This window comes from Pleionea sp. CnH1-48, assembly GCF_024124665.1.
In the GTDB taxonomy this organism is placed as follows: domain Bacteria; phylum Pseudomonadota; class Gammaproteobacteria; order Enterobacterales; family Kangiellaceae; genus JAMXSB01.
Genome location: NZ_JAMXSB010000010.1, coordinates 216114 through 237323, shown reverse-complemented (window position 1 = coordinate 237323; position 21210 = coordinate 216114). Strand labels below are relative to the sequence as shown.

Genomic DNA, 21210 nt, shown 5'->3' with positions numbered 1-21210 from the left:
ATCAAAAGGCTAAGATGCATGCGAACTTTTCAATACCATGATTTCATAATCTGACTTTGAAAAGTTAGCTCGCTCATAAGCTCGAATAGCAGTGCTATTATCTTTGTGAACGTACAGCCGTAGTTCAAGCCCCTTCTGGGCACTCATCTCTGCCTTTACGGTATCTAATAAGGTAGACATGAGCCCTCTACCTCGATAAGGCTTCGACAAAAACATACTTTGAATCCACCAGTAATATCCTGCATTCCAGTCACTCCACTCTTTCACAACAGAAACGCTGCCTATTGGAGAATCTTCTTTATCAACCAGAACCCAATAAGTAGCAATCGATGGATCTTTCAAAGCGGCTCGAATACCCTTCTGTAATGTTTCAGGGATCTTAACAAGACCCTCAGCTTCTCGAGCTTCCTCAGCCGTAAACTCTACCAGATAAGGAAGATCCTCTAGCGTTGCTTTTCGCACTCTCATGACAATGCCAATAACCCTTTTCTAATCTCTTTATCCATCTTCTCAATCGCGTACCGCAAAGTCCCGCGAGTCATCTTAGAAGCATTCTTCTTTATATATTTAATCACATCACTCTCATGATGTGCAGCAGTTACCTTAAGCAACCAGCCCACTCCCTTCTGCACGAACTCGTCTTCATCTTCTAACAATAAATCACACTGCTTGAAAATAAGCTTCTTATCTAACACATAGACCGTCTTACCTATCTTGCGGTTAATAAATTTAACCCAGACAACACAGTTCCCTCGACGACACCAGGAGACTTTTGAGTGGCCCCAGCGTTGTACCTGCTCAATCAAATGTGGACGTGACAACATAAATTGATAAATCGTTTTCATGCACAGGTCGTCGGTTTGTGCCCAGTTACTCGCATAATGCTCGAGCCAAAACTCAAATCGTTCTAACAACGAATCATCGTAGTGCTTTTTCACATATTTAGTGACCAAACCGAAAGCGACCATCACTTCTTCATGATATTCAGCCTGTTTAAGTGTCGCCTCGGTAATCGCCAAAACTTCCTCTGGGCTGAGTTCTGAGTGGCTCTTGTGAAAATCAGCAATAATCGTTTTAATATCCGTGGCATTAACGCCAATACAATGAATGCCATTAGGGAAGTAACGGCGGCTCGACTCGGCCTTCTCTTCCGTAGAAACCTGTTTTAGGGCTGACTTTAATTCATTAGTATATTTTTTGTACTTATTCATGCTTCATATTCACCTTTTTCACCCAGCCAGTTAGATAATAGACAAAATATAACCACATTTGATGTTACTTGAGCCTTCTTTCTCGCCCCCTACTAAAAATATCCACATTCTCCACAGTATCTCCATAATCTATAAATAAGCTATCCAATGTGACTGGCATAAGCTGTGCGCTATAAAGCCACCACTCACACCAATAAGCATATTAATTAGAACCACAAAGTAACACTAACACAGAATCTGATAAGGGTTCTTAAATGAAGTTTAAAAAACCAACAATGGCAAGCCTACTTGGCTTAAGCATCTTTTCTATGTCGGCGGTAGCCAGTGGCTGTATTGTTATTGACGATGCAGACTATTGTAACGATAAAACAGCAGATAAACTGCTCACGGCAGAAGAAATTATTGCCGAGCTAGAATCTATGGAAGATTACAATGCAGAAAGCTTTGATATTATTATGCATGCTATCTTAGAGCTTCTTGGTAAAGTTGCTATAGAACAAGCGAATGTTCAATACAATGCTCAGTTTGCGGCAAACGGAAATAAAATTAATAACGTCTTTAAGCAAAGTGAGCGTGCTTTTCAAAAAGCTATGAATAAGCTCATCAAGAAGATCGTGATGATAGCAGGCTCTCTGGCTGCCCCTAATGTTCAAGAAGAATATAACAAGCCGCCAAAAGAACGCGTCCACGTGACCAGTAATGTAACAACCATCTCTGCCCACTTAAAACATATTAATTTGCAACAGTTACTCACCAAGTTTAACCAACTGTTAACCTACGACCAAGAAGCTTTAAGCATGACATTTACTTTTCTGGAACAGACTAAAAGAAATAATATACCAGTAAATGAAAAAACGTTTTCAGGTGGTATTGCTGAGGACTTAATAAACCAACTCGGTTTAAAGTTTTTGCTATCTTTAGCTTGAAAGCAGGCTGACTTTTCAGTGAACACTTTGTGTTTAGACCAGAGTGTTCACTTAAATATTTCTTGAAAAATTCACGACTCTCAATCCACATATATCCTTTTAAAATATAACCCTTCGCGTTATCTCAATATTTAAATTGACGCATAAAAAACGCAAATGTTAACTTCTCTCCGTTCGTATATGGATGAGCAATAGAAACACTCATGTTTGATTGAAAAATCATATCATTAAGGAAAGTTTTTTATGAAAAAGTTAACATGTGCACTCTTGTGCCTAGGGTTATCTCACGCCGCCACGGCGAGCAATTTTGGTTATATAAATAGTTACAGTTCTAGAGACACCGTATTTTTAGCAAATCCAGGGTTAAACTGTTCTCTTATTTCGGGCGACAATCGCAAAGGTATAATAGCAGCAGGAGGTTACAATAACCGCACTATTAAATACATCACATCGTATTCTTCTGGAGTCTGGAATAAAATAAAAGATCCTCAAATTGATGTTGGCTTTTTGTCAGGAAATAATCAGTACGGTCCTATTGTTGCGGGTAAAGGAAGTCACGCTAAAGTGGTTAAATATATGAACTCTTACGCCAGGAATAGTTGGACAACTCTAAGAGAAGCTCCTTTTATCATTCAAGGCTTAACTGGCGACAACCGATATGGCCCAGTGATACATAATGGCTCTTCCATCGCCTATATGAACAGTTACTCTGCCAATCAATGGCGTTCAATTAGTAGAGCTCCTTTTGCACATGGACGAATCAAGGGTATTACTGGCGATAACAAAAATGGTGTAATTGCTTTTTCTGATGAAGCCAATAGTCGAATTGCCTATATAAACAACTATGCCTCGGGTCAATGGACAAGTATTCATTCTCCGATCCAAGGTCGAATCAAAGATATATCGGGTGATAATCGCAGAGGCGTGATCGTGCACTACGAAGATGGTTCAACCTGGTATATGAGCAGCTATGCGTCTGGACAATGGCATGAAATTGATAACTTCCAAAGCTATCAAAAAGATAATATTACAGGTGAGAACCGATACGGAATTGCCTTTTGTAATGATCTTTAATCATTATAGCTAGCCGTCATCTTTCGTATACGAACAAATACCAGAGGCTTTAGTCTTTAAGACAAAGCCTTTGATAGCTACACACAATAACCTCTAGCTCACTTGCCTTTCTCTTTAAAAGGAAGTTCCTCTGACTGAACATAACCTTCCATCTGAAAAATAGCGTCTTCTACTTGTTGATCTGTAAACGAAGGAAGCTCCGCCGCAATATCTCTGTATAGGGTTTGATATTCTTTGGTTTGCTTGTAAGCTTCAAACTGTCTTTGCTTATAGGTCTTCCACTGTTCCAGTGTCATCTCGGCATATTCTGTCACAATGCCCTTTTTCACTCGAATTAGAAGGTAACGCTCAAATTGAGACGCATAGCCTCCGTGAATATACTTCACTACTTTTCCTTTTGGCGATATAAGCAATCCTGAGTACCACTTTAGCCTTCTATCCAATTTTTCTGGAAATACATCTCTAATAACTGAAACATCGCGAATGTCATTCCACTTAAAGAAGCCTTTTCTTAAAACAGTAATGTCGTTAACGTAGAGTTGATCATTCACAATAGAAAATGTTGCCTCATACCCTCTCCAGTTAGAAGTAACCGTCACCTCACTCTCAGGCTTTAATTCGGGGTTTTCTTCAAAAAACCGGCTTAATGGATTAACGTGCAAGTCATGGGTCTTTCCTTGAAATAATAATGTATCGGGAACTTGAGCTGTCGCCCATAAACACTCTGAAGTCCACATTACCAACATTAAAAGTATTACTCGAAACACTAGCTACCTCTTTATTAAAGAAACACCACAAAGTCTTTCGATATAAACGAGCTAAACAGGCTAATGAGCCTAAAACTCATACACTCATTGACAGAAAAAACGACTCCAGAAAAATGGGGTTAATTAGTAAACTTACAATCAAGACAATCCCCCACTTCTGCCTACTCGACAACACTCGCCACTTATACAAGCCAAACAACGATATTGCAAAAGTCATAAAAACGTAAGCTAGTTGTGCAATAAACCCTTTGTCTTTCTCTATCAGTGATAGATCGCTAAGTAGAGCCATCAAACTCATAGGAAAGATAAAAACAAATACAATAAAACCAAATATCCAATAAAAAGGCACTTGTAGTGCAAGTATCAGAATACCACTGATAGAAGTATAAGATTCATCCACATAAGAATAACAAACAGGCGAAAAACGCATAAATAAAAGCGCAACTAACACGTTAACAAACCAGATACCTAACGCTGTTGCGAGTTTTTGTTTAAGAGTAGTCACTTATTTATCCAACATTTCTCGAATAATCCTACTTTACAGAGAAAGTGTTGCTTTTTCAAAAACAGTTTGAATCCTTCATGGATGCGAAATATAGGCCTTATTCCGACAAACTCAGCCTTACACTTAAGTACTACTATGCTTTAAGCTTGAAAAGTAGCTTAGGAGCTCCTCTAGCAAGTTGCTTGAAGTTCCGAACCTACTTTTTACGACCTCTACATAATTGAGAGGTAAACCATACGAAAATCTGTCTTCAATCCCACATTCAGAAGATATCCAACTCAAAGCTTCTACTGGAGACATATCTTTAACATTTGAGCTGTACATTGATGCAGATTCGTAACCGGAAAAAAAGGCCACAATCTCTTCAATTGAACCCGTCGCTGTAAACATTTTAGGCCTTTTGCATACGCACTCAGCAATATTCAGAACCTCAACTTTCTCGATTGCCACTCATACTCTCCATCATTAGTAGCTTAATCATTCTAGATAATGACTTATATTTATTTCTGCGGCTTTGAAACATCGCTCGAGAATAAGTAACGCTTCCCCTCGTAAGCCAGCACCATTTCGTCAAAGCGACTGAGTGAGCTTGAAGTATATATGCTCTGGCTTCCACTAACCTTTAAAGTTGCATGAAAAACATAGGGGTAGTAATTCCCACTTAAACCTCCATCATGACTGACCAAATACTCATAGATCTTTTGATCCATAATTTCGACATATCTGTTCTCCAATATCGAAATATCGCTCTCAAATGAGCTATAGGGCGATCGACTCAAAAAGTACTCTATCAGATCCTCGCTGCCCTCAAAAAAGAACTGCCTTGGATGCTTCATACCATGACAAACATATATACCTTTATATTCCATAGAACCTACTTATCTAAATTGCTTTGCGACGTGTAGTAGAAGATATAAACACACCTTATAGATAATAAATCTCTACTTATACCACTGTTAGAGCCAGTCGAAATTACTCTTTAAGAGTATTAGGTGTTTTATGAGGCGATACACAAAGCTTTTCATGGAATGTTTTGCTATAAAGCTTGACCTTTTCCTTCTTTCCTAAGGCCAGTGCAGCGTTTTCCATAAGTCGCCAAAAGTCTGAACTAGCACCCTTTTCGTTTGCCAGTTCTTCAAGGGCAATCATTGCATCCAAAATTTCTTTTTTCCACTTTGATGAGTCCTTTTCTTCCAATGACTTACGTCTGTACTCGAACAAATCCGGCTGACTCAGAAGCTCTGATGCTTTGATTATGTAATACTCAGCAGAAATCCATTTATCATTTCGTCGTTTATAATAATACAGAACGCCATACTCAAACAGACACCCAAAAGCAACCCAGATGGCCAAGCTCCAATACGGCGGCAGCTCGAATATTCCAAGCTCTAACAACTCTGAAACACAGAATAAAATAATAAGTAAGAAAAGGCTGGACCATATTATTTTTGAAACAATATGCTCGCCTTTGTCCGCTATATTCTTATACACTGCATAAGAGAAATAGACAGTAGCCAGTAAGTAAAATATCTTCACTATAAAACCTAAAGTGATATAAGACAGTTAGAAGCCATTTCTAATTCCGCACAAGCCGCACACCATCGACAACCATCACCCATTCCCCAGCCTCCTCATTAGGAGGCTGGGAAACCTTAAACGTCGTGTCAAAAAACCAGATACCCACTACAAAGTCATCACCAACAAACTCCTTAATAGGCGCTTCGATGGATACATTGCCACTATTTGCTCTTCTTTCATATTCTATGCGACCATTAGCCAAGATAAGCAGGTATATGTTCTCGCCTTCCCACTCACCGACATACTCTTTCTTATCATCAGGCACCGGATCTGAACAAGCAGAAATAACAAGCACGAGAAAGATCACCAAGATACTTCGTTTCATTGACTTAGCTCCCATATTCACGATTTCTTTTTCAATAAAGCAGTTATAGGATACATCAACTGTCCGATATAAGAATTCGGTAGTTTTACGGTCGTGCCGTAGTCCGCAGGCCAATGTTCTTTTGGCATGTGGTAAGTACCAAACAGACGATCAAATACCACTAGATGCGCTGAGTAGTTGGTATCAATAGCTGGCTTCTCCGAGCTGTGATGCCAGTGGTGAAACTGCGGAGTAACAAAGATATACTTTAAGAAGCCAAAGGGAATCTTGACATTGCAATGAATAAGTACGGCTTGAAGTGCTGCAAATGCCACATAAATATCCAAGGCGGCTTTATCTGCCCCTAGTAAATACAACGGGATCATAACCATTGCTCGTTCTGAGAACACTTGAATAAAGTGACCACGAGACCCAGCCAACCAATCCATGGTTTCCACCGAATGGTGAACCGCATGGACTGGCCATAAAACCCTAACCTCATGGTAAAGTCTATGCTCCCAATACAAAACAAAGTCTGCACACAAAATAATAATCACGACTTGTATGATGACAGGAATCGATTGAATCGTTTTCTGCAAGTCTGGACTGATTGCCCAATCAAAATGTGCAGCATGATAATTAGCGAAAATAAGAATGGCAGAAATAGCCAAGTGATTAAAACAGAAATAGAAGAGATCGAGCCCCCACTCTTTTCTTAAAATCACCTGATTTTTATACTTGGGAAACAGCTTCTCCAATGTCATAAAAACAAATGCTGAGCCCAAGAAAGCCAGAATTAACCAGTCAACACCCAGAGACATTGTCTTTGCCTCAACGGGCCCCACTGGAATGGTATATCCACCAAGTGCAAATGCCGTTAAGGTAAAAAGAATACCAGCCGTCCCCATTCTTCGATATTTACCTAACACAAAGGTAAGCACTCCAAAGAACAAGGAGAAGTACATACCATATTTTAGAATGACTTGAAGTTCTTTAGCATCGTAAGCCTGACGTAGTTCTGTGGTGGTAAGATATGAAGGATACAAATACGCTAATACCGCCAACAAGCTCATCACACCAAGAAACAGCGAGCAATAGCCGCTTATCTTCCCTTCTCCCAGGCGAAACTCTCGATCTTTATCGAGCTCTACTTCTCGTTCCTTGTATTGATAGTCGTTGCTCATATTACTTCCTAAACTTTAGTTCTAAATCCATATTGCCTATGTATAACATACAATCCAGTCTCTCCCAATCCGACTTGATCACATATATCAGGTTTGATTAGCGCTGCAAAGATAAATAGATTTAACAATAGCTAATCAGGCCCACCACCAGTATTATCAAAACCGGAATTACCAACTTTCTTCTTAAATTTTAAATTGGAGTCACTATCACGATTAATAATAAGTACCACACAAGCCATTATCACTGGTATCAACCATACTAAGAAGATCTGTGCTCCTTTCTGAAAAGTCTCAAGATCGGGACGTCTGGCAACAAAAATCGAAACACCTAAATTTAATAAAGCAATGATAGCAATCATCACCCATACAAAATCATTCATATTGGCTCCATTTTAATAAACACTGCCAAACGCATCCTGCATAGACAGCTTGTTAGATATTATAAAACCGTCATCAATCTAACACTATTCTTCAAAAAGCTCTAGCTAGACGATATTACTGAACTAAATTAATTCGACTTTCTATAATAGGACTAACCGGAGAGTTATCGGTCAAATAATCCTCAACAGCATCTCTATCGAGAACATCAAGGGTAACCTTACGAGATGCATCTATCGCAGCAAACGTGGCATAACCATCGCCTCCCGAGGCGACAAATTCGTTTGTGACCAAGACATATTCTTGACGATCTTGATAGGCTGCGCCATTGATCATAATCGCTTCTACTCGACTGCCTGGAGAGATAATCACAGGGACATTTTGGTTGGTATCAATAATCTGAGCATCATTAAATAGATCAACGGTAAAAGTAATACCCCGAGAAACCTGCATAAATTGTCCTGCCGGAGATATATTATCGGGAAGGTCTGCCACACTCCGTTCTAAAATTTGTTTTACTTCTTCCCCTGTCACAGTTATTACCACCATACGATTATCAAATGGTAAAATATCAAGCAGATCGCTACGAGTAACTTCTCCAGGTGGCAATATACCATCAGGATAGACATTCGAATTGAATCGAATGGCTCCACCATTTGTGATAGCAAAATCTACGTTATGACCCAGCTGGCTCGACTTATACAGCATTGCATCAGTAATCAGGTTTCCAGCTAAAGCTTCCTGCGTACGTAACGCAATGGTATTCAAGTCTAGGCCAACGCTGGTAAACCCGATGCCTACATCTTCTCCGGCTCTGATATCAGGAATAGCATTAGGATCATCGCAACTAATGAGGCACATTCCTAACGCGATATAAAAACTATAAGCGATTATACTTTGAACTCTCATAACTTATAACTCATATCGAACAGCAACAAAAAAACTACGCCCAGGCTGAACAAGCCCCTTAACACCAAATCGATCAATATTGACAGAACTTTCGGGATCAGAGAATTTATCACTGCCCAAATTGAATGCATGCAGTTTGAACTTTAGCTTTTCGTTTAGTTTGTAACTTACTGAAAAATCCAAGTGCAAATAGTCATCGATAACCACAGGTTCGTTTATGTCTTGAAAAGCCTCCAGTGCCGATCGTTTATTAGCCGCACTTCGACCACCATACCGTAAACCCGCAAAAACATCCCACTCTGCACTCTTATAAAAAACACCCGTGTTAATGCGAATACGGGGAGTATGCAGTAATCTGGCGACCCCTCTTGACTCCAAAAAGGTTCGTTGCAAATCAAATACGCTGCTTTGATTCCATTCGAAGTCGGTTTGATGTTGCCCCCAGTTAACAAAATATTCTAACGCATCGCTCAAGTGTCCTTTAAGCTCAAACTCAATGCCTTCTGATTGAGTTTGACCGATATTCTGATATTGTCCTCTCGCACCCTGCCCAAACGGATCAAAGCTTTCGATGATGTCTTCAATTTCGGTATAGAAAAAATTGAAGCGAATGATATGTTGCCTAATACGGTATTCTCCTCCCAACTCTAGAGTTTCTACCGACTCGGCATTTAGCGAAGGATTACTCGCAGTTCCTTCAACTCCAACACTGGTATTATCATAAAGTTCTTGAAAGGTAGGAGCGCGAAATGCTTGAGCGTAAAGGGCTTTAAAACTCCAGTTGTCGTCGGGCAAGTAAGTCCAACCAATACGAGGGTTAATCGATGTTCCAAAGTCATTGTAGTGGTCGATGCGAAGACCTAATGTGTATTCGTTGTTGTCCAGTTGGTGGATCAATTGCGAAAACAACGCAGCAACAGTTCTTTCTTCACGTTCTTGCTGCGTATCGACATTATCGTAATTTCCAAATTCAGCCTGAGGAACCAGCCCCGATACTATATAGTTGCGCTGCAAGTCATACTCAATAATATCTTGATACTCAACGACACCACCAAGTAGCAAGGAAGTCTTGTTAGATAACTTTCGATTCATTTGATATTCGTAGTTAACCTCTGCCCCCTGATACTTTTCTTGCGTTAAAGCACCATCGATAAAGAGACCACTGTTAGAAACAAATCCATCAGGATGGTCCTGATACAGAGAGTTGTTATTAATCCAGCGAAAATTAAAGCTCGACGAGGTTTGGACCTTTTCTTCAAAAGAATGTTTTATTTTGTAGTTAGCGGTAATTTGAGTTTCTTTTAAGTCTGAATCTGTACCAAAGTCAAAGGTAGAACCAATCCATACTCCTCGATTCCTTCTTAAGCCAAATACATCAAGTGAATGGCGGTTATCGTCCCAACGAAACGATATAAACTCGTCTTCCACGAAGCGTTGAGTAAATCCAGAACTGGGAGGGCTAATGCCAACCGATGAAGAAGACTGGGCAAACTGCTCGGATCCATCGGAAAGAGAAAAACCTAAAGATAGATCCCAGCTTTCTGCCTCTGGAGAGTAATTGAGATCGAACGCGTATCGGTCATCAACACCATGTTCAACATTTGCCGAGCGCTTACCTTTTTTGGTGATAACATTAATCACCCCGACAATGGCATTGGTTCCATAGAGTGCCGAGCCAGGGCCACGAATGATCTCAACGCGCTCAATAAATCCAACGGGCAAATCAAAAATAGCCTGTCCATTATAAAAATTATTAAACTTCATGCCATTTATCAGCAGCAACAGCTCGCCTTGTCGTCGCTCCCCTCGTAGGGCTAAGCGATAATAACCATTAGGTGCCACGCTGGTTTCGATACCTGGCGCATATTGAAGAATGTCTATGAGTGAACCCGCAGACATCCGCTCAATATCACTGGAGCTAAAGACGCTGATAATAGCAGGCGCTTTATTAATGGACTGGAGACTTTTGGTTGCAGAGACGATTCGAACCTCTAGTAACTCACGTAAACCTAAGGAAAGGAGGTCTACTTCTTCTGAAGATTCATCTTTTTGTTGAGCAGCCGAAGCCACGCCCATCGTGCCTAAGGCCAAAGCTCCTACCAATATTAGCAGTGTGATTAGAGTTATTCTTTCTCTCAGTATCATGATGACGGGCTGAGATTGCTTCAGTTACTAAAAGCATAGACTAATCCCGACTAAGTTCGAATTTATTTCAAAGTGAAATGTATTATTTATTAATCTCTTAGAGTGGATAGTTGAATTTTCCGTTTGTATTCTTCCATTCCGATTCTGGCGGAATGTCTTCTATTGTATCCCAGTGCTCGACTAACCGCCCTTCGCTCACTCGATATAGGTCATAAATCGAGCAGTGCCGTTCATTTATTTTCCCTTCACAGGCAGCTAGCACAAAATTCCCTTCCGCAAAAACTCGATGCAGATGGGTATAAATTACTCCTTTATCTTCCATCGCTTTGCGAATGGAGCCTAGGTTGTCCCCCATTGCAGAGTGGTGCTGAACAAATATATCATCATTAATGAACTCTCCTAGCCTTTGAAATTGCCTATCAATAAGCACTTCGTTGACATAAGTACGAACAAATTCGCGATGAGACTCCGTTAGATGGATATCTTCGGCCTTTGTAGCCCCAGCCCAAATATTAAAACCAGAAGCGGTTACTGTTTGTATGTTATCCCAATGTTCAACCGCATATCCGTCTTCAAAGCGGAAAATTTCGAAGGCTGCTTTTAAGCTAGAAAAGTCATATTGCATGTGTGCAAAGACATAATCACCATCCTCAAATACCCGAATCATCTCTACTTTTGGGCCAGTCTTCGACAACTGCTTAAACAGCTCCGCAAGCCCCATACTCCCTTCATGTGTATGAGGGTTATGCTGTACGTACTTTTGTTCATTAACAACACTAGCAGCGTCAGGATCGCCTGTCTCGATGCCTTTTAATAGTTTCAGCACTTTTTCTTTGTTGGAAAGCATATTTTACTCAGCTCGGTAGGTTGATTTTGCTCACAGTAGATAATTAATGTCTGCCATGTGCAGTATAGAATATCTAGCTTCCGATATTTATTATGCGGGGCCGAAGAGTAATTTAGGCCCCTTCTCTTTAAAGCCTTAGACTTTCGCTACTTCTCCCAAGCGACGCCCGTAGTCAACTCCATGCCAGCCGAATCGTTCTGCATAATGATATGAAGTATGCCTTCGTCATCATTGTGAACGGCAGGATTGTCTTCTCCTGGAGCACCAACAACCAAATCTAGAAACCCGTTACCATCGAAGTCGCCAGAAAAGATATGAGAGCCAAAGTAATCATAGGACTCTACTGGATTAATATTATCAATGTGATCCTGATGTAGATAAAGATTTCCATTAGCTGTCAGCCCCAGTGATGAACCAAAGATAACGTTAATACTGCCCGCACTAGAGTGCCCTGTCGTATCATGATCTTCACTAGAACTGCCAGCAACCAGGTCAGCAAAACCATCACCGTTGATGTCAACTAAATGAGCCGCACTGCCAAAGTACTCCTGCTCATGTTCAGCGACACCCTCGATGCCAGATACATCCTGATGCCATTCTCCCCAGTTATTCAGATCCAGACCGTTTGCAGAACCATGAATAAGGGTAATGGCGCCACTCTTGCTATCTGACGAATCGTAGAAGCTACGCACTGCTAAATCATCAAAGCCGTCACCATTAACATCATCCACCACAGGATTTCCGCCGAAGTAATCGGACTCTATGTATCCACCATAGTTGGCTCTATCAACCAGCAAGCTGCTGCCTTCATCTAACCCAGACTGGCTACCATACACAATAACGAAGGCTCCGCTTTTTGATACACCGCCGCTGTTATAAAACGAGGCGCTAATAGCCAAGTCATCATAACCATCATTGTTAAAGTCACCAGTTCCTGTTTCGTCCATGTAGGAAACATGTTCAGCGCTTCCTGCTAGCCCATTGTCAGTATCGCCTAAGTGTAATTCTTGACTACCTACACCCGTTATACCTTGAGAACTACCCTTAAGAATAAACACGGCCCCTGATCGCCATGAGGTAGTCCCATCGTTAAGCTTTACGTCACGACCTTCAGCACTGATTGCCAAATCATCAAAACCATCGCCATTGAAGTCAGCGGATGAAAGAAAGCTGCCGAATTTATCACTTGAATCCGTGCTACCGACAACATCAGGTGAATCAAGATGCCAAAGCTGGCTAGTCTCGGTGTCTAAGCCTAACTCACTGCCATAGACAACAACAATCGCACCAGCGCCTGACTTCTTGGTGATGTATGATTGTATCGCCACAAGCAGGCTATCCGTTTGTTGCTCAATATAGTCCTGACAGTCTTCTTCACTGAGTGAGTTAGTTTCGCAATCGGGGAAATAATTCTCTTCAGCGTAATCCATCACCCAGTTGCCATCGATGTCATCAATGGTATCTAATTCGTCAATATCTCCCAGCTCCAAACCTAAATCGAGCAGACTTTGATAACTATTTTCGATATCGGCATTTAGATCTTCACTATGAATGGATATCGCCAGATCATCGTAACCATCGTGATTAAAATCACCGCTGGCAGTATAAGTGCCAAAATGATCGTAGGCTTCGGCAAACCCCGGGATTCCATAAGTGTCTTGATTAATCACATGCTCATCATATTGCCCTTGCTCAAAACCTCCAGACTTACCATAAAGCACTCTTACTTCACCGGCATAGATTTTTCCATCAACGTCCACTAAACCACCGTTAACAACAAGATCGTCAATGCCATTACCATCGAAGTCTCCACTGCTACCCGAGCTCAAGTACTCGTTTTTATCTCCCAAGCGTGTTCCATTCTTATTGTTCGAACCGTAATTGGTTTGGATCGCGTATTCAACCAGGTGCGTCTTCTCAAAATAATCGGCAATTACAATATTGGTTCGCAAACCTTTCTTACGATAATCCTTAACCCACTTCACGACCTTTTTCTTGATGACATCGCTTAATTCTTCTAAAGAATCGGGAAAAGTAATGCTGGGTTTAAAGTACTTGATAGCTTTGTAAACCCCTAATGCAATGGCAGCTTCAGGACAAAACACAATGAAAGCTGAACATACTACTGCAGTACTTTCATCAGATATTACTAGTCCCATAATAATATCTGTAGTTTGAGGAGTTAATACGGCTTGAACTTTGGTCAGCTTCGACAAATCATACTCTTCTAAAATACCTTCAACCTTTTCCTGTACGGTACTCGGGTCAGAGCTGTTCGCGTACTTATCTTTCAAAAAGTCTTTTCTATAGTGGTATCGAGAGTCCAAGTCAGACACATCTTTCTCTCCCATTAGAAAGAGCAAATTGCCAGCCTGTCCCTGTAACTCTTTTATGGTACTGCCCTTATTAACCCCCGAGCTTGAATCAATGAGCAGCTGAGGTGTTTCATTACTTGGGAAAACGCTCTTCAACTCATCGTAAAACTGTCCCATTTCTGATTCCTCAATCTTGATAGATTGAAAATCAACGATCACGATTTCATTTGGATGATCTAAGGAAAAAGTTTTTAAATCATCTAAAACTGCCGTCAGCCTTACGGATTTATAACAATGGATAATCCACGTGGACTCATCATCTTCATCCCAGGCCACTCGTAAATCAACGTAGCGAATACCGTCTTTTAATTGAGTCAATACACTTGTATCTTGAGCCTGCGCCCATCGAGTTGTTATTTCGAGCCCATAAGCTAGGATAGCTGAGTCACAATCATCAACCGCAGTCACCCCATTAAAAACGGCGACTTGAGAGGTTCCGCTATCATGTGTGCCAGGAATCATTAACTCTCTTAATGGAACATCTGGTTTGTTATGAACGATAAATGTATCAGTCATCCAGGATGCTGTATTAATTGAATTGCCGTCATCCATTTTTACTGTAGCAGCCTGTAACGGCTGGTAACATCCAATGGTCACGACAAGCCCGTAAAGAATCTTCTTAAAGCTAATATTACTCATAACGCAACTCCTAATAGAAAAGTACTATTACCCTGCATAAGCAGGCATTGTTAGAGCCAATTCATACCACCTGATTGCATTGCCTCTTCTTTCACACTTTGTCAGTCGAGTTTTGTTAATGAGCTTTGTGGTTCACAATTATTTTTGACATAGCAAAGCCCCAGAGCAAATTCTTAGTACTGTCGCAGTGTAAAATAAGGGTGAGTACGGGAGAGCAAACTCCCGTAAGAACTATTCTTTTTGGTGCCAGAGTTGGTCTCGTTTGGTGAGACCAGCCCTATCGCTGTATATAACGCTTACTAAGCCTTCTTCTGTATGTTTAGCTAGATTTTCTCCGGGGCTACCAACAGCAAGGTCGACATAGCCATCACCGTCAAAGTCAGCAATTACCAAACTAAAACCAAAGTAATCATTTTTTTCTGCCTCTCCTTTAATGCCGCTTGTATCTTGATTCCACTCTTGATCATCCTGTTCATGTAGGCCGGTATTAGTTCCATAAAGTACCGCAGCTTCTCCTTCATTTTTATTATCTGCTTTAGAAATGTTTTCGTAAGGTACACCAATGGCCAGATCATCATAACCATCACCATTCAGGTCGCCAGATGCTAACGCAAAACCAAAGCGGTCACCATCTTCTGCAGTGCCTTTAATACCACTCACATCTTGATGCCATTTTTGATTGCGGGCAGAGCTCAACCGCTGAGATTGTCCATAAAGAATTTGAACCAATCCCTCACCATCATTTTCTTCTGGTACTCCAATGGCCAAGTCATCAAATCCATCGCCATCAAAATCCCCACTGCTTAAGGCATGGCCAAAATGATCTCCTGACTCTGCCGTGCCTTGAACGCCTGTCGAGTCCTGGTGCCAGTCTTGATCGTTAATCGAGTTAACTCCATTGTAACTACCATATAGGACATTAACCGAACCCGCGTTATTCTTTGAGCCAATTCCTTCTCCTGGGTTACCGACAGCCAAGTCATCAAATCCATCGCCATTAAAATCCCCTGTTGTTAAAGCATAAGCAAACAAATCACCGGACTCAGTCATTCCGTTGATGCCAGCAACCCCTTGAGACCAGCTATCGGCAGAATTAGAAAGACCATGACGAGAACCGTACAGCACAAAAGCTCTACCAGAATCGGCTAACGCACTGTCGTCATAAGGAGCTCCTATTGCCAAATCTCCATAACCGTCACGATTAAAGTCCGCACTGGTTAGGCTGAATCCAAATTGATCACCCGATCTCACGCTTCCCGAAAAACCAATACTCCCTTCATAAATTTCTTTCGAACCACTGCCACCTAAACCAGAAGCGCTGCCCAAAAGAATAACCACTGCACCAGAGTCTGAATATCCGCTGACATCTTTGCCTGGTACACCGACGGCTAAATCGGAATAACCATCACCATTAAAATCACCGCTAATCAACGAATGACCGAAATAATCGCCAGCCTTTGAAGAGCCCGCAACCTCAGAGCTGTTTTGATGAATGATTTGACATTGTCCAGCACGATTGGCTAGACCTTCGCTACCACCGTAAATTATGTTGATGGCTCCAGCATCAAGAATGCTTCCAATATCTTCTCGTGGAACGCCTATTACCAAATCTTGATATCCATCATTATTGAAATCACCACTGGCAAGGGCATGACCTAATTGATCATCGCTCTCTGCACTGCCTGCTAGTGCTTGACTCAGATAATCACCAAGTTCACTATTTAGTCCTATAGCTGTTTCCACCATTTGCGTATCTTGATAAAAATCAACCATAACGATGTTTTGTTGGAGACCTTCGCAGTTCCACTCCCCCATCCATTGATGAACTTTATCACTCACCTTATCGTTCATATCACGCAAGGTATAATCACCGATGAGCGAGTCAAACGATAGAACGTCACTGTCGTCGCCTTCGGGAGTCAACACCGTTTGAGCCACAGATAATTTGTTAAGGTCTCGTTGCTTAATCGCCAGAGTCACTTTGTCTTGTAAGCGACTGACGCTGTCGGTGTTCGCCCACTTAGATTCTAAGGTTTGCTTACGATTCCAATAACGATTCGATGCGTAGGTATGTAGTCCAGGCTTGTTATCACCGTCTTTGTCGTTCGCGATAACAATGACACTTTTACCTGAGCTCCATAGACTCTCTAAGCGAGAAGCAGGATTGAATTGGTGACTAGGTAACAGCAGACTTTCAAAACGATTTTGGAGCATAGCATGGACATTATCGATCATGTCACCAGCGGCTATGGTTTGAAAGTCAAGAATGATAATTTCTTTAGGATGGTTTCTAACAAACAACTCAATTTCATCCAAAGCATCATCTAGCGGCATACTCAGTGCGCAATGAAAAAGCCAAGGCTCACCATCTTCGCTTGTTACACGCAAATCAAAATATCGAATCCCACCTTCTAGCTGTTGCTTAAAACTTTTTGTTTGCGTAATAGCCCAGTTTTTAGTGACCCAAAAAGCCAGCTCCATCGCGAAATCGCTCCAAAAGGAGTCATTGCATTCCTCATCCACCAAATCAAACGCTTCGTTGTACTCTCCGATCAGGTAACTGCCACTATCGTGGGTACCCGGCATAACAATTTGATTAAGAGCGATATCTGCGCGGCCTTCAAATACGGTTTCCATCCATTGATCCTTCTGGATCGCTGGCAATCCAGAAGTAAAGCAAATGAAAATAATTAGAACAAAAAAACGTCGTTTATCGGTGAGCATTTTCATGGTGTTATCTCTTTAAAATTGTTACTAAAAAATAAACACCATTCGAGCAATAATGTCATGTAACATAGTGTTACATAGTTTCGTTAAACCTATCTTTTGTGTAATTTAAACAATAGTATTTATAAGGTTATTAACGCCTGTTAACCGGAAGCTTCACTGTAATGTGAGCGCCTTTTCCCTTCTCGCTGATAACAGCAATGTCTCCATTGTGAGCTTTAATAATAGAGTGGCATAAAAATAGTCCCATTCCACTATGGCCGCTTGTACCAACGTCTTCCTGACTTCCTTGATAATAAGCTTCAAATATTTTTGAAGCATCAGCCTGATGGATACCCTGGCCCTCGTCTATAATAGCCACTTTTACCCATTCACTTTCTTTATTCAGTCGAATAACAACAGGTTTATCATTCGAGTGACGAATCGCATTCTCAAGCAGATTTCTCACAACGACTTGAATCTGTTCTTCGTCCAGCTGAACGATCCAATCCGCAGGCTCGATTGATTGAACTTCGAGCAAAATTTTACTTTTTTGATCGAAAAACTCCGATTCGATAACTTGTTGAATCAAGCTCGATATATCAGAAGGCTTAAAGCGTAAATCTTTACTTAATACCTTCTGTCTTTCCTTATCAATCATTTGAGACAATAGCTCGTCCAACAGGCGAACATCTTTGACCAAAGCCTTACGCATCCCATCTTGTTCAACCATCTCTGCAGCCACTCTAATGCGGCTGATAGGCCCACGTAAATCATGACTGACGGCTAACAAAACATTAAGCCGAGCCACCAGCAGTTCATTGAACTGTTGGACCATCCAGTTCATGGTTTTTCCTAACTTGCCAAACTCACCGACAGAGCGCTCGTTGAAGCGATAATCCAGGTTGCCTTCACCAAGAGCGACACTCCCCCTGTGGAGGCCTTTAAGCGGATTAAGTGTCCGCATAACCAGGAAGTAACAGCTACCAATCATAACCACAAGAAAACACAGATAACCCAATATTACCGCAGGCTGTACACTTGGCTTAACATTAAGTTCAAAATAGACATTGTGCTCTCCTCTGCTAACACTAAAATAGATATCGTTTCTATTTCGAGCATAAGCAGAACGAGTATTTTCTATTTTAGTAAAGTGCAATGATGATAATACGCTTTTATCCCTTTCCCCACAGGCATAGGCTTCATTCCCTTCTATACACAACAAGCGAATCCCTTTGATACTGCCAAACTTGTTAAGTAACTCTTGGTAGCTTTCCTTATCGTCAGCAATAACCTGAGTGTAGTGAGCCAAAAACTGCAACAGCTCTTGATGACGTTGACTGCCAATCACCTGATTTTTGATCACAACAACAGAAACTACCATCACCGTTATCAGTGTGACCAAAAATATTAATGTAATTCTTAGAGCAACCTTCAAGACTTATCCCTTTAACTTGCTGGCGTGCCAGTAAACTTATAGCCAATGCCTTTCACAGTTTTTATTAAATTAGCATCCATATTTTGGCGCTGAAGTTTTGCTCTTAACCTGCTGACAAGCACATCAATCGAACGGGAGTAAGGACTGTCTTTGAATCCTTTAATATGAACAGAAATTTCGTCTTTAGAAACCACACGGTCTAAATTTTTTGCAAGGAATACTAATGTCCTACATTCCATAGAAGATAACTCTAAAGAATGGCCTTTTTTTTGAGCATCCAGGGTATTCGGATAAATCTCTAACTCCTCAAAAATAAGAGCGGATTCTTTTGTTAGTGCACCCTCTTTGCGACGACTGAGTGACTTGATTCGTAGCACTAGCTCTCTGGGTTCAAAGGGTTTGGTAAGATAATCATCAGCCCCTAGCTCAAACCCAACCACTTTATCGACAAGCTCGTTTTTTCCCGTCAACATAATGATAGGAATATCCGATAAGTCTCGAATTTTTTTGCACACACTGAATCCGTCCAGATCAGGCAAAATAATATCAAGGATTAACACATCAAAGTCATTCGCTTGCAGCAAGCGGATGCCTTCACTAGCGTTAGACGCGTAGTGATATTCAATGTCATATTGAGGGAAATACTGAGCTAGAAGATCAGATAAAGATTGGTCGTCATCGATGAGTAATACACGCAACATTATTATAGTTATTAGACTTATTTATACAGCGAGTTTTATACTAGCATGGGCATTATTGTATGAAAAGAGAACAGGTTTGCAGGAAAGCAATGAACTCAAATAGAGATTTACCAGTCTATTGATTATTTAGAGTTCAACCACAACTCAATCGTTTTCAAAATTATCTAAAAAATAAAAAGCTCTTGGTATTTGTTCTCGCCTTTTACCTAGTTTTAATTCAGTTATTTTTTTTCTGCAATGCTCCAGTTTTAACTCATCTGTTAATTGGTTAAAAGAATCCTCAAAAAAGCGTTTGCAGAACCTCTTTAACCAAACAACTTTGTCATTTTGGCCAACTGGACGTTGCGAGAGAGCTTGGTTAAGTGCTTTAACAACTTTCTCATCCTTGATAAGCCAATCAGCAAAGGTCTGTTCAAACTCCTTACCTAATGCGTTCAGCACGAGTCGATATTCTGTTTTGTAGAAATGATAAAGAAATCTAACATTCCTAAAGCTTCGCCTAAGTTAACAACATCAAGCCCATGAGATGAAGGGGCTGAATTTTTCTTTGAAGTACTACAACCAATACATAAAAACAAAACCAATAGCATGGCTGCTTTAGAGCAAATAAGGTTCATGTTGTTCTCTGAGAGGTTTTATAAACTAGTAATAAAATATTAGTTAAATACGACTGGCTCGCAATGAAAGATGACTGGTAAACATTATTTAATACTGCCAATAGATTTATCGATGTCAAAAACTTCATCAAGATAAAACATAATTATTTCTTATCTGTCTTTGACTAGCGATCTGAAGACCTAACAAGGGTCTACTTTACCCCCTCGTAGCAGCAAAATAACTTTCCATCCATAGGATTTCATTCAGACATAAAAAAAGCCCTGTGTGAATCACACAGGGCTTTTAGAAGATGGCGCGCATGGAAGGATTCGAACCTCCGACCGCCTGGTTCGTAGCCAGGTACTCTATCCAGCTGAGCTACATGCGCATCGTATAATCTGATGAGGACCAGTCTGTTAAGACTGGCGGAGAGAGAGGGATTCGAACCCTCGATACGGGACAAACCGTATACTCCCTTAGCAGGGGAGCGCCTTCAGCCGCTCGGCCATCTCTCCTCGTCAGCGGCGGCAATAATACCGTACTGAATTATAAATGCAAGAAAAAACTTAAAAAAAATTTGGAACTGTTCAGCTTATTACCAGTTGCTATCAAACTTGTATAAACAGTGATCACTAACGGTTAGAAAATGACACATGTCCAAAACAAATCCATTCACAAGAAGCCATCCGTCTGAACAGTTACCGGATGATACGAGCAAATAAATTACTCGTGAGCGTTACCAGACATTTCTTTTTCACGTTGAATTCGTAAATAAATTTCTTCACGGTGAACAGAAATTTCTTTTGGGGCATTTACGCCGATGCGGACCTGGTTACCTTTTACGCCTAAGACAGTAACGGTAACGTCATCACCGATCATCAGAGTTTCGCCGACTCGACGAGTTAAAATTAGCATCCTATTTCTCC

The 21210-nt window shown here is 40.9% G+C and carries 21 protein-coding genes and 2 tRNA genes; 2 read left to right on the top strand and 21 right to left on the bottom strand.

All coding sequences use genetic code 11. The features are described from left to right. Window positions 1-9: 9 nt before the first annotated feature. A complete protein-coding gene (locus NH399_RS17055; protein ID WP_253042215.1) occupies window positions 10-468 on the bottom strand; it encodes a GNAT family N-acetyltransferase in 459 nt (152 codons plus the stop codon). Then, entirely contained in the window at window positions 465-1211 is a 747-nt protein-coding gene (locus NH399_RS17050) for a DNA alkylation repair protein (protein WP_253042213.1), read from the bottom strand. The genes NH399_RS17055 and NH399_RS17050 overlap by 4 nt, the downstream gene beginning before the upstream one ends. A 254-nt stretch (window positions 1212-1465) precedes the next feature. Here NH399_RS17050 and NH399_RS17045 point away from each other — a divergent pair, with 254 nt between their 5' ends. Beyond that, window positions 1466-2137, top strand: a complete 672-nt coding sequence (locus tag NH399_RS17045; protein ID WP_253042211.1) for a hypothetical protein — start codon at window positions 1466-1468, stop codon at window positions 2135-2137. 243 nt (window positions 2138-2380) lie between these two features. Beyond that, window positions 2381-3211: a hypothetical protein gene (locus tag NH399_RS17040; RefSeq protein WP_253042209.1), complete on the top strand. Its 831-nt coding sequence runs from the start codon at window positions 2381-2383 to the stop codon at window positions 3209-3211. A 98-nt stretch (window positions 3212-3309) separates the two neighbouring features. Here NH399_RS17040 and NH399_RS17035 read toward each other — a convergent pair whose 3' ends face one another. The 19 genes from NH399_RS17035 to csrA all read right to left on the bottom strand — a co-directional run bounded on the left by NH399_RS17035 (window position 3310) and on the right by csrA (window position 21199). Further along, window positions 3310-3978, bottom strand: coding sequence for a hypothetical protein (locus NH399_RS17035; RefSeq protein WP_253042207.1), 669 nt, complete (start codon window positions 3976-3978; stop codon window positions 3310-3312). 76 nt (window positions 3979-4054) lie between these two features. Next, window positions 4055-4483 (bottom strand): hypothetical protein, encoded by a 429-nt coding sequence (locus NH399_RS17030; protein ID WP_253042205.1) that lies wholly within the window; start codon window positions 4481-4483, stop codon window positions 4055-4057. A 123-nt stretch (window positions 4484-4606) separates the two neighbouring features. Beyond that, window positions 4607-4933 carry a hypothetical protein gene (locus tag NH399_RS17025; RefSeq protein ID WP_253042203.1) on the bottom strand — a complete coding sequence of 109 codons (327 nt, stop codon included), beginning with the start codon at window positions 4931-4933 and terminating at the stop codon, window positions 4607-4609. A gap of 50 nt (window positions 4934-4983) precedes the next feature. After that, entirely contained in the window at window positions 4984-5352 is a 369-nt protein-coding gene (locus tag NH399_RS17020) for a hypothetical protein (RefSeq protein WP_253042201.1), read from the bottom strand. 103 nt (window positions 5353-5455) lie between these two features. Next, entirely contained in the window at window positions 5456-6019 is a 564-nt protein-coding gene (locus NH399_RS17015; protein WP_253042200.1) for a hypothetical protein, read from the bottom strand. Between the two features lie 40 nt (window positions 6020-6059). Next, a complete protein-coding gene (locus tag NH399_RS17010; protein ID WP_253042198.1) occupies window positions 6060-6386 on the bottom strand; it encodes a membrane lipoprotein lipid attachment site-containing protein in 327 nt (108 codons plus the stop codon). 17 nt (window positions 6387-6403) lie between these two features. Next, entirely contained in the window at window positions 6404-7549 is a 1146-nt protein-coding gene (locus tag NH399_RS17005; protein WP_253042196.1) for a sterol desaturase family protein, read from the bottom strand. A 131-nt stretch (window positions 7550-7680) separates the two neighbouring features. Beyond that, window positions 7681-7929 (bottom strand): hypothetical protein, encoded by a 249-nt coding sequence (locus tag NH399_RS17000; RefSeq protein WP_253042194.1) that lies wholly within the window; start codon window positions 7927-7929, stop codon window positions 7681-7683. 115 nt (window positions 7930-8044) lie between these two features. Then, entirely contained in the window at window positions 8045-8836 is a 792-nt protein-coding gene (locus NH399_RS16995) for a 5'-nucleotidase C-terminal domain-containing protein (protein ID WP_253042192.1), read from the bottom strand. A gap of 3 nt (window positions 8837-8839) precedes the next feature. After that, on the bottom strand, window positions 8840-10927 hold the full coding sequence (locus NH399_RS16990) for a TonB-dependent siderophore receptor (protein WP_253042190.1): 2088 nt from the start codon (window positions 10925-10927) through the stop codon (window positions 8840-8842). 151 nt (window positions 10928-11078) lie between these two features. Next, on the bottom strand, window positions 11079-11828 hold the full coding sequence (locus NH399_RS16985; RefSeq protein WP_253042188.1) for a nuclear transport factor 2 family protein: 750 nt from the start codon (window positions 11826-11828) through the stop codon (window positions 11079-11081). Between the two features lie 146 nt (window positions 11829-11974). Further along, entirely contained in the window at window positions 11975-14842 is a 2868-nt protein-coding gene (locus tag NH399_RS16980) for an FG-GAP-like repeat-containing protein (protein WP_253042186.1), read from the bottom strand. A 231-nt stretch (window positions 14843-15073) separates the two neighbouring features. Continuing rightward, on the bottom strand, window positions 15074-17572 hold the full coding sequence (locus NH399_RS16975; RefSeq protein ID WP_253042184.1) for a phosphatidylinositol-specific phospholipase C domain-containing protein: 2499 nt from the start codon (window positions 17570-17572) through the stop codon (window positions 15074-15076). Between the two features lie 130 nt (window positions 17573-17702). Then, window positions 17703-18986 carry a HAMP domain-containing sensor histidine kinase gene (locus tag NH399_RS16970; protein WP_253042182.1) on the bottom strand — a complete coding sequence of 428 codons (1284 nt, stop codon included), beginning with the start codon at window positions 18984-18986 and terminating at the stop codon, window positions 17703-17705. Between the two features lie 11 nt (window positions 18987-18997). Next, window positions 18998-19687 carry a response regulator transcription factor gene (locus NH399_RS16965; RefSeq protein WP_253042180.1) on the bottom strand — a complete coding sequence of 230 codons (690 nt, stop codon included), beginning with the start codon at window positions 19685-19687 and terminating at the stop codon, window positions 18998-19000. 144 nt (window positions 19688-19831) lie between these two features. Next, window positions 19832-20128: a hypothetical protein gene (locus tag NH399_RS16960; RefSeq protein ID WP_253042178.1), complete on the bottom strand. Its 297-nt coding sequence runs from the start codon at window positions 20126-20128 to the stop codon at window positions 19832-19834. Window positions 20129-20595: 467 nt separating this feature from the next. After that, window positions 20596-20672, bottom strand: a tRNA-Arg gene (locus NH399_RS16955). A 35-nt stretch (window positions 20673-20707) separates the two neighbouring features. Further along, window positions 20708-20799 (bottom strand) — tRNA-Ser (locus NH399_RS16950). A gap of 208 nt (window positions 20800-21007) precedes the next feature. Then, window positions 21008-21199 (bottom strand): carbon storage regulator CsrA, encoded by a 192-nt coding sequence (csrA, locus tag NH399_RS16945; RefSeq protein WP_253042176.1) that lies wholly within the window; start codon window positions 21197-21199, stop codon window positions 21008-21010. Between the last annotated feature and the right edge of the window lie 11 nt (window positions 21200-21210).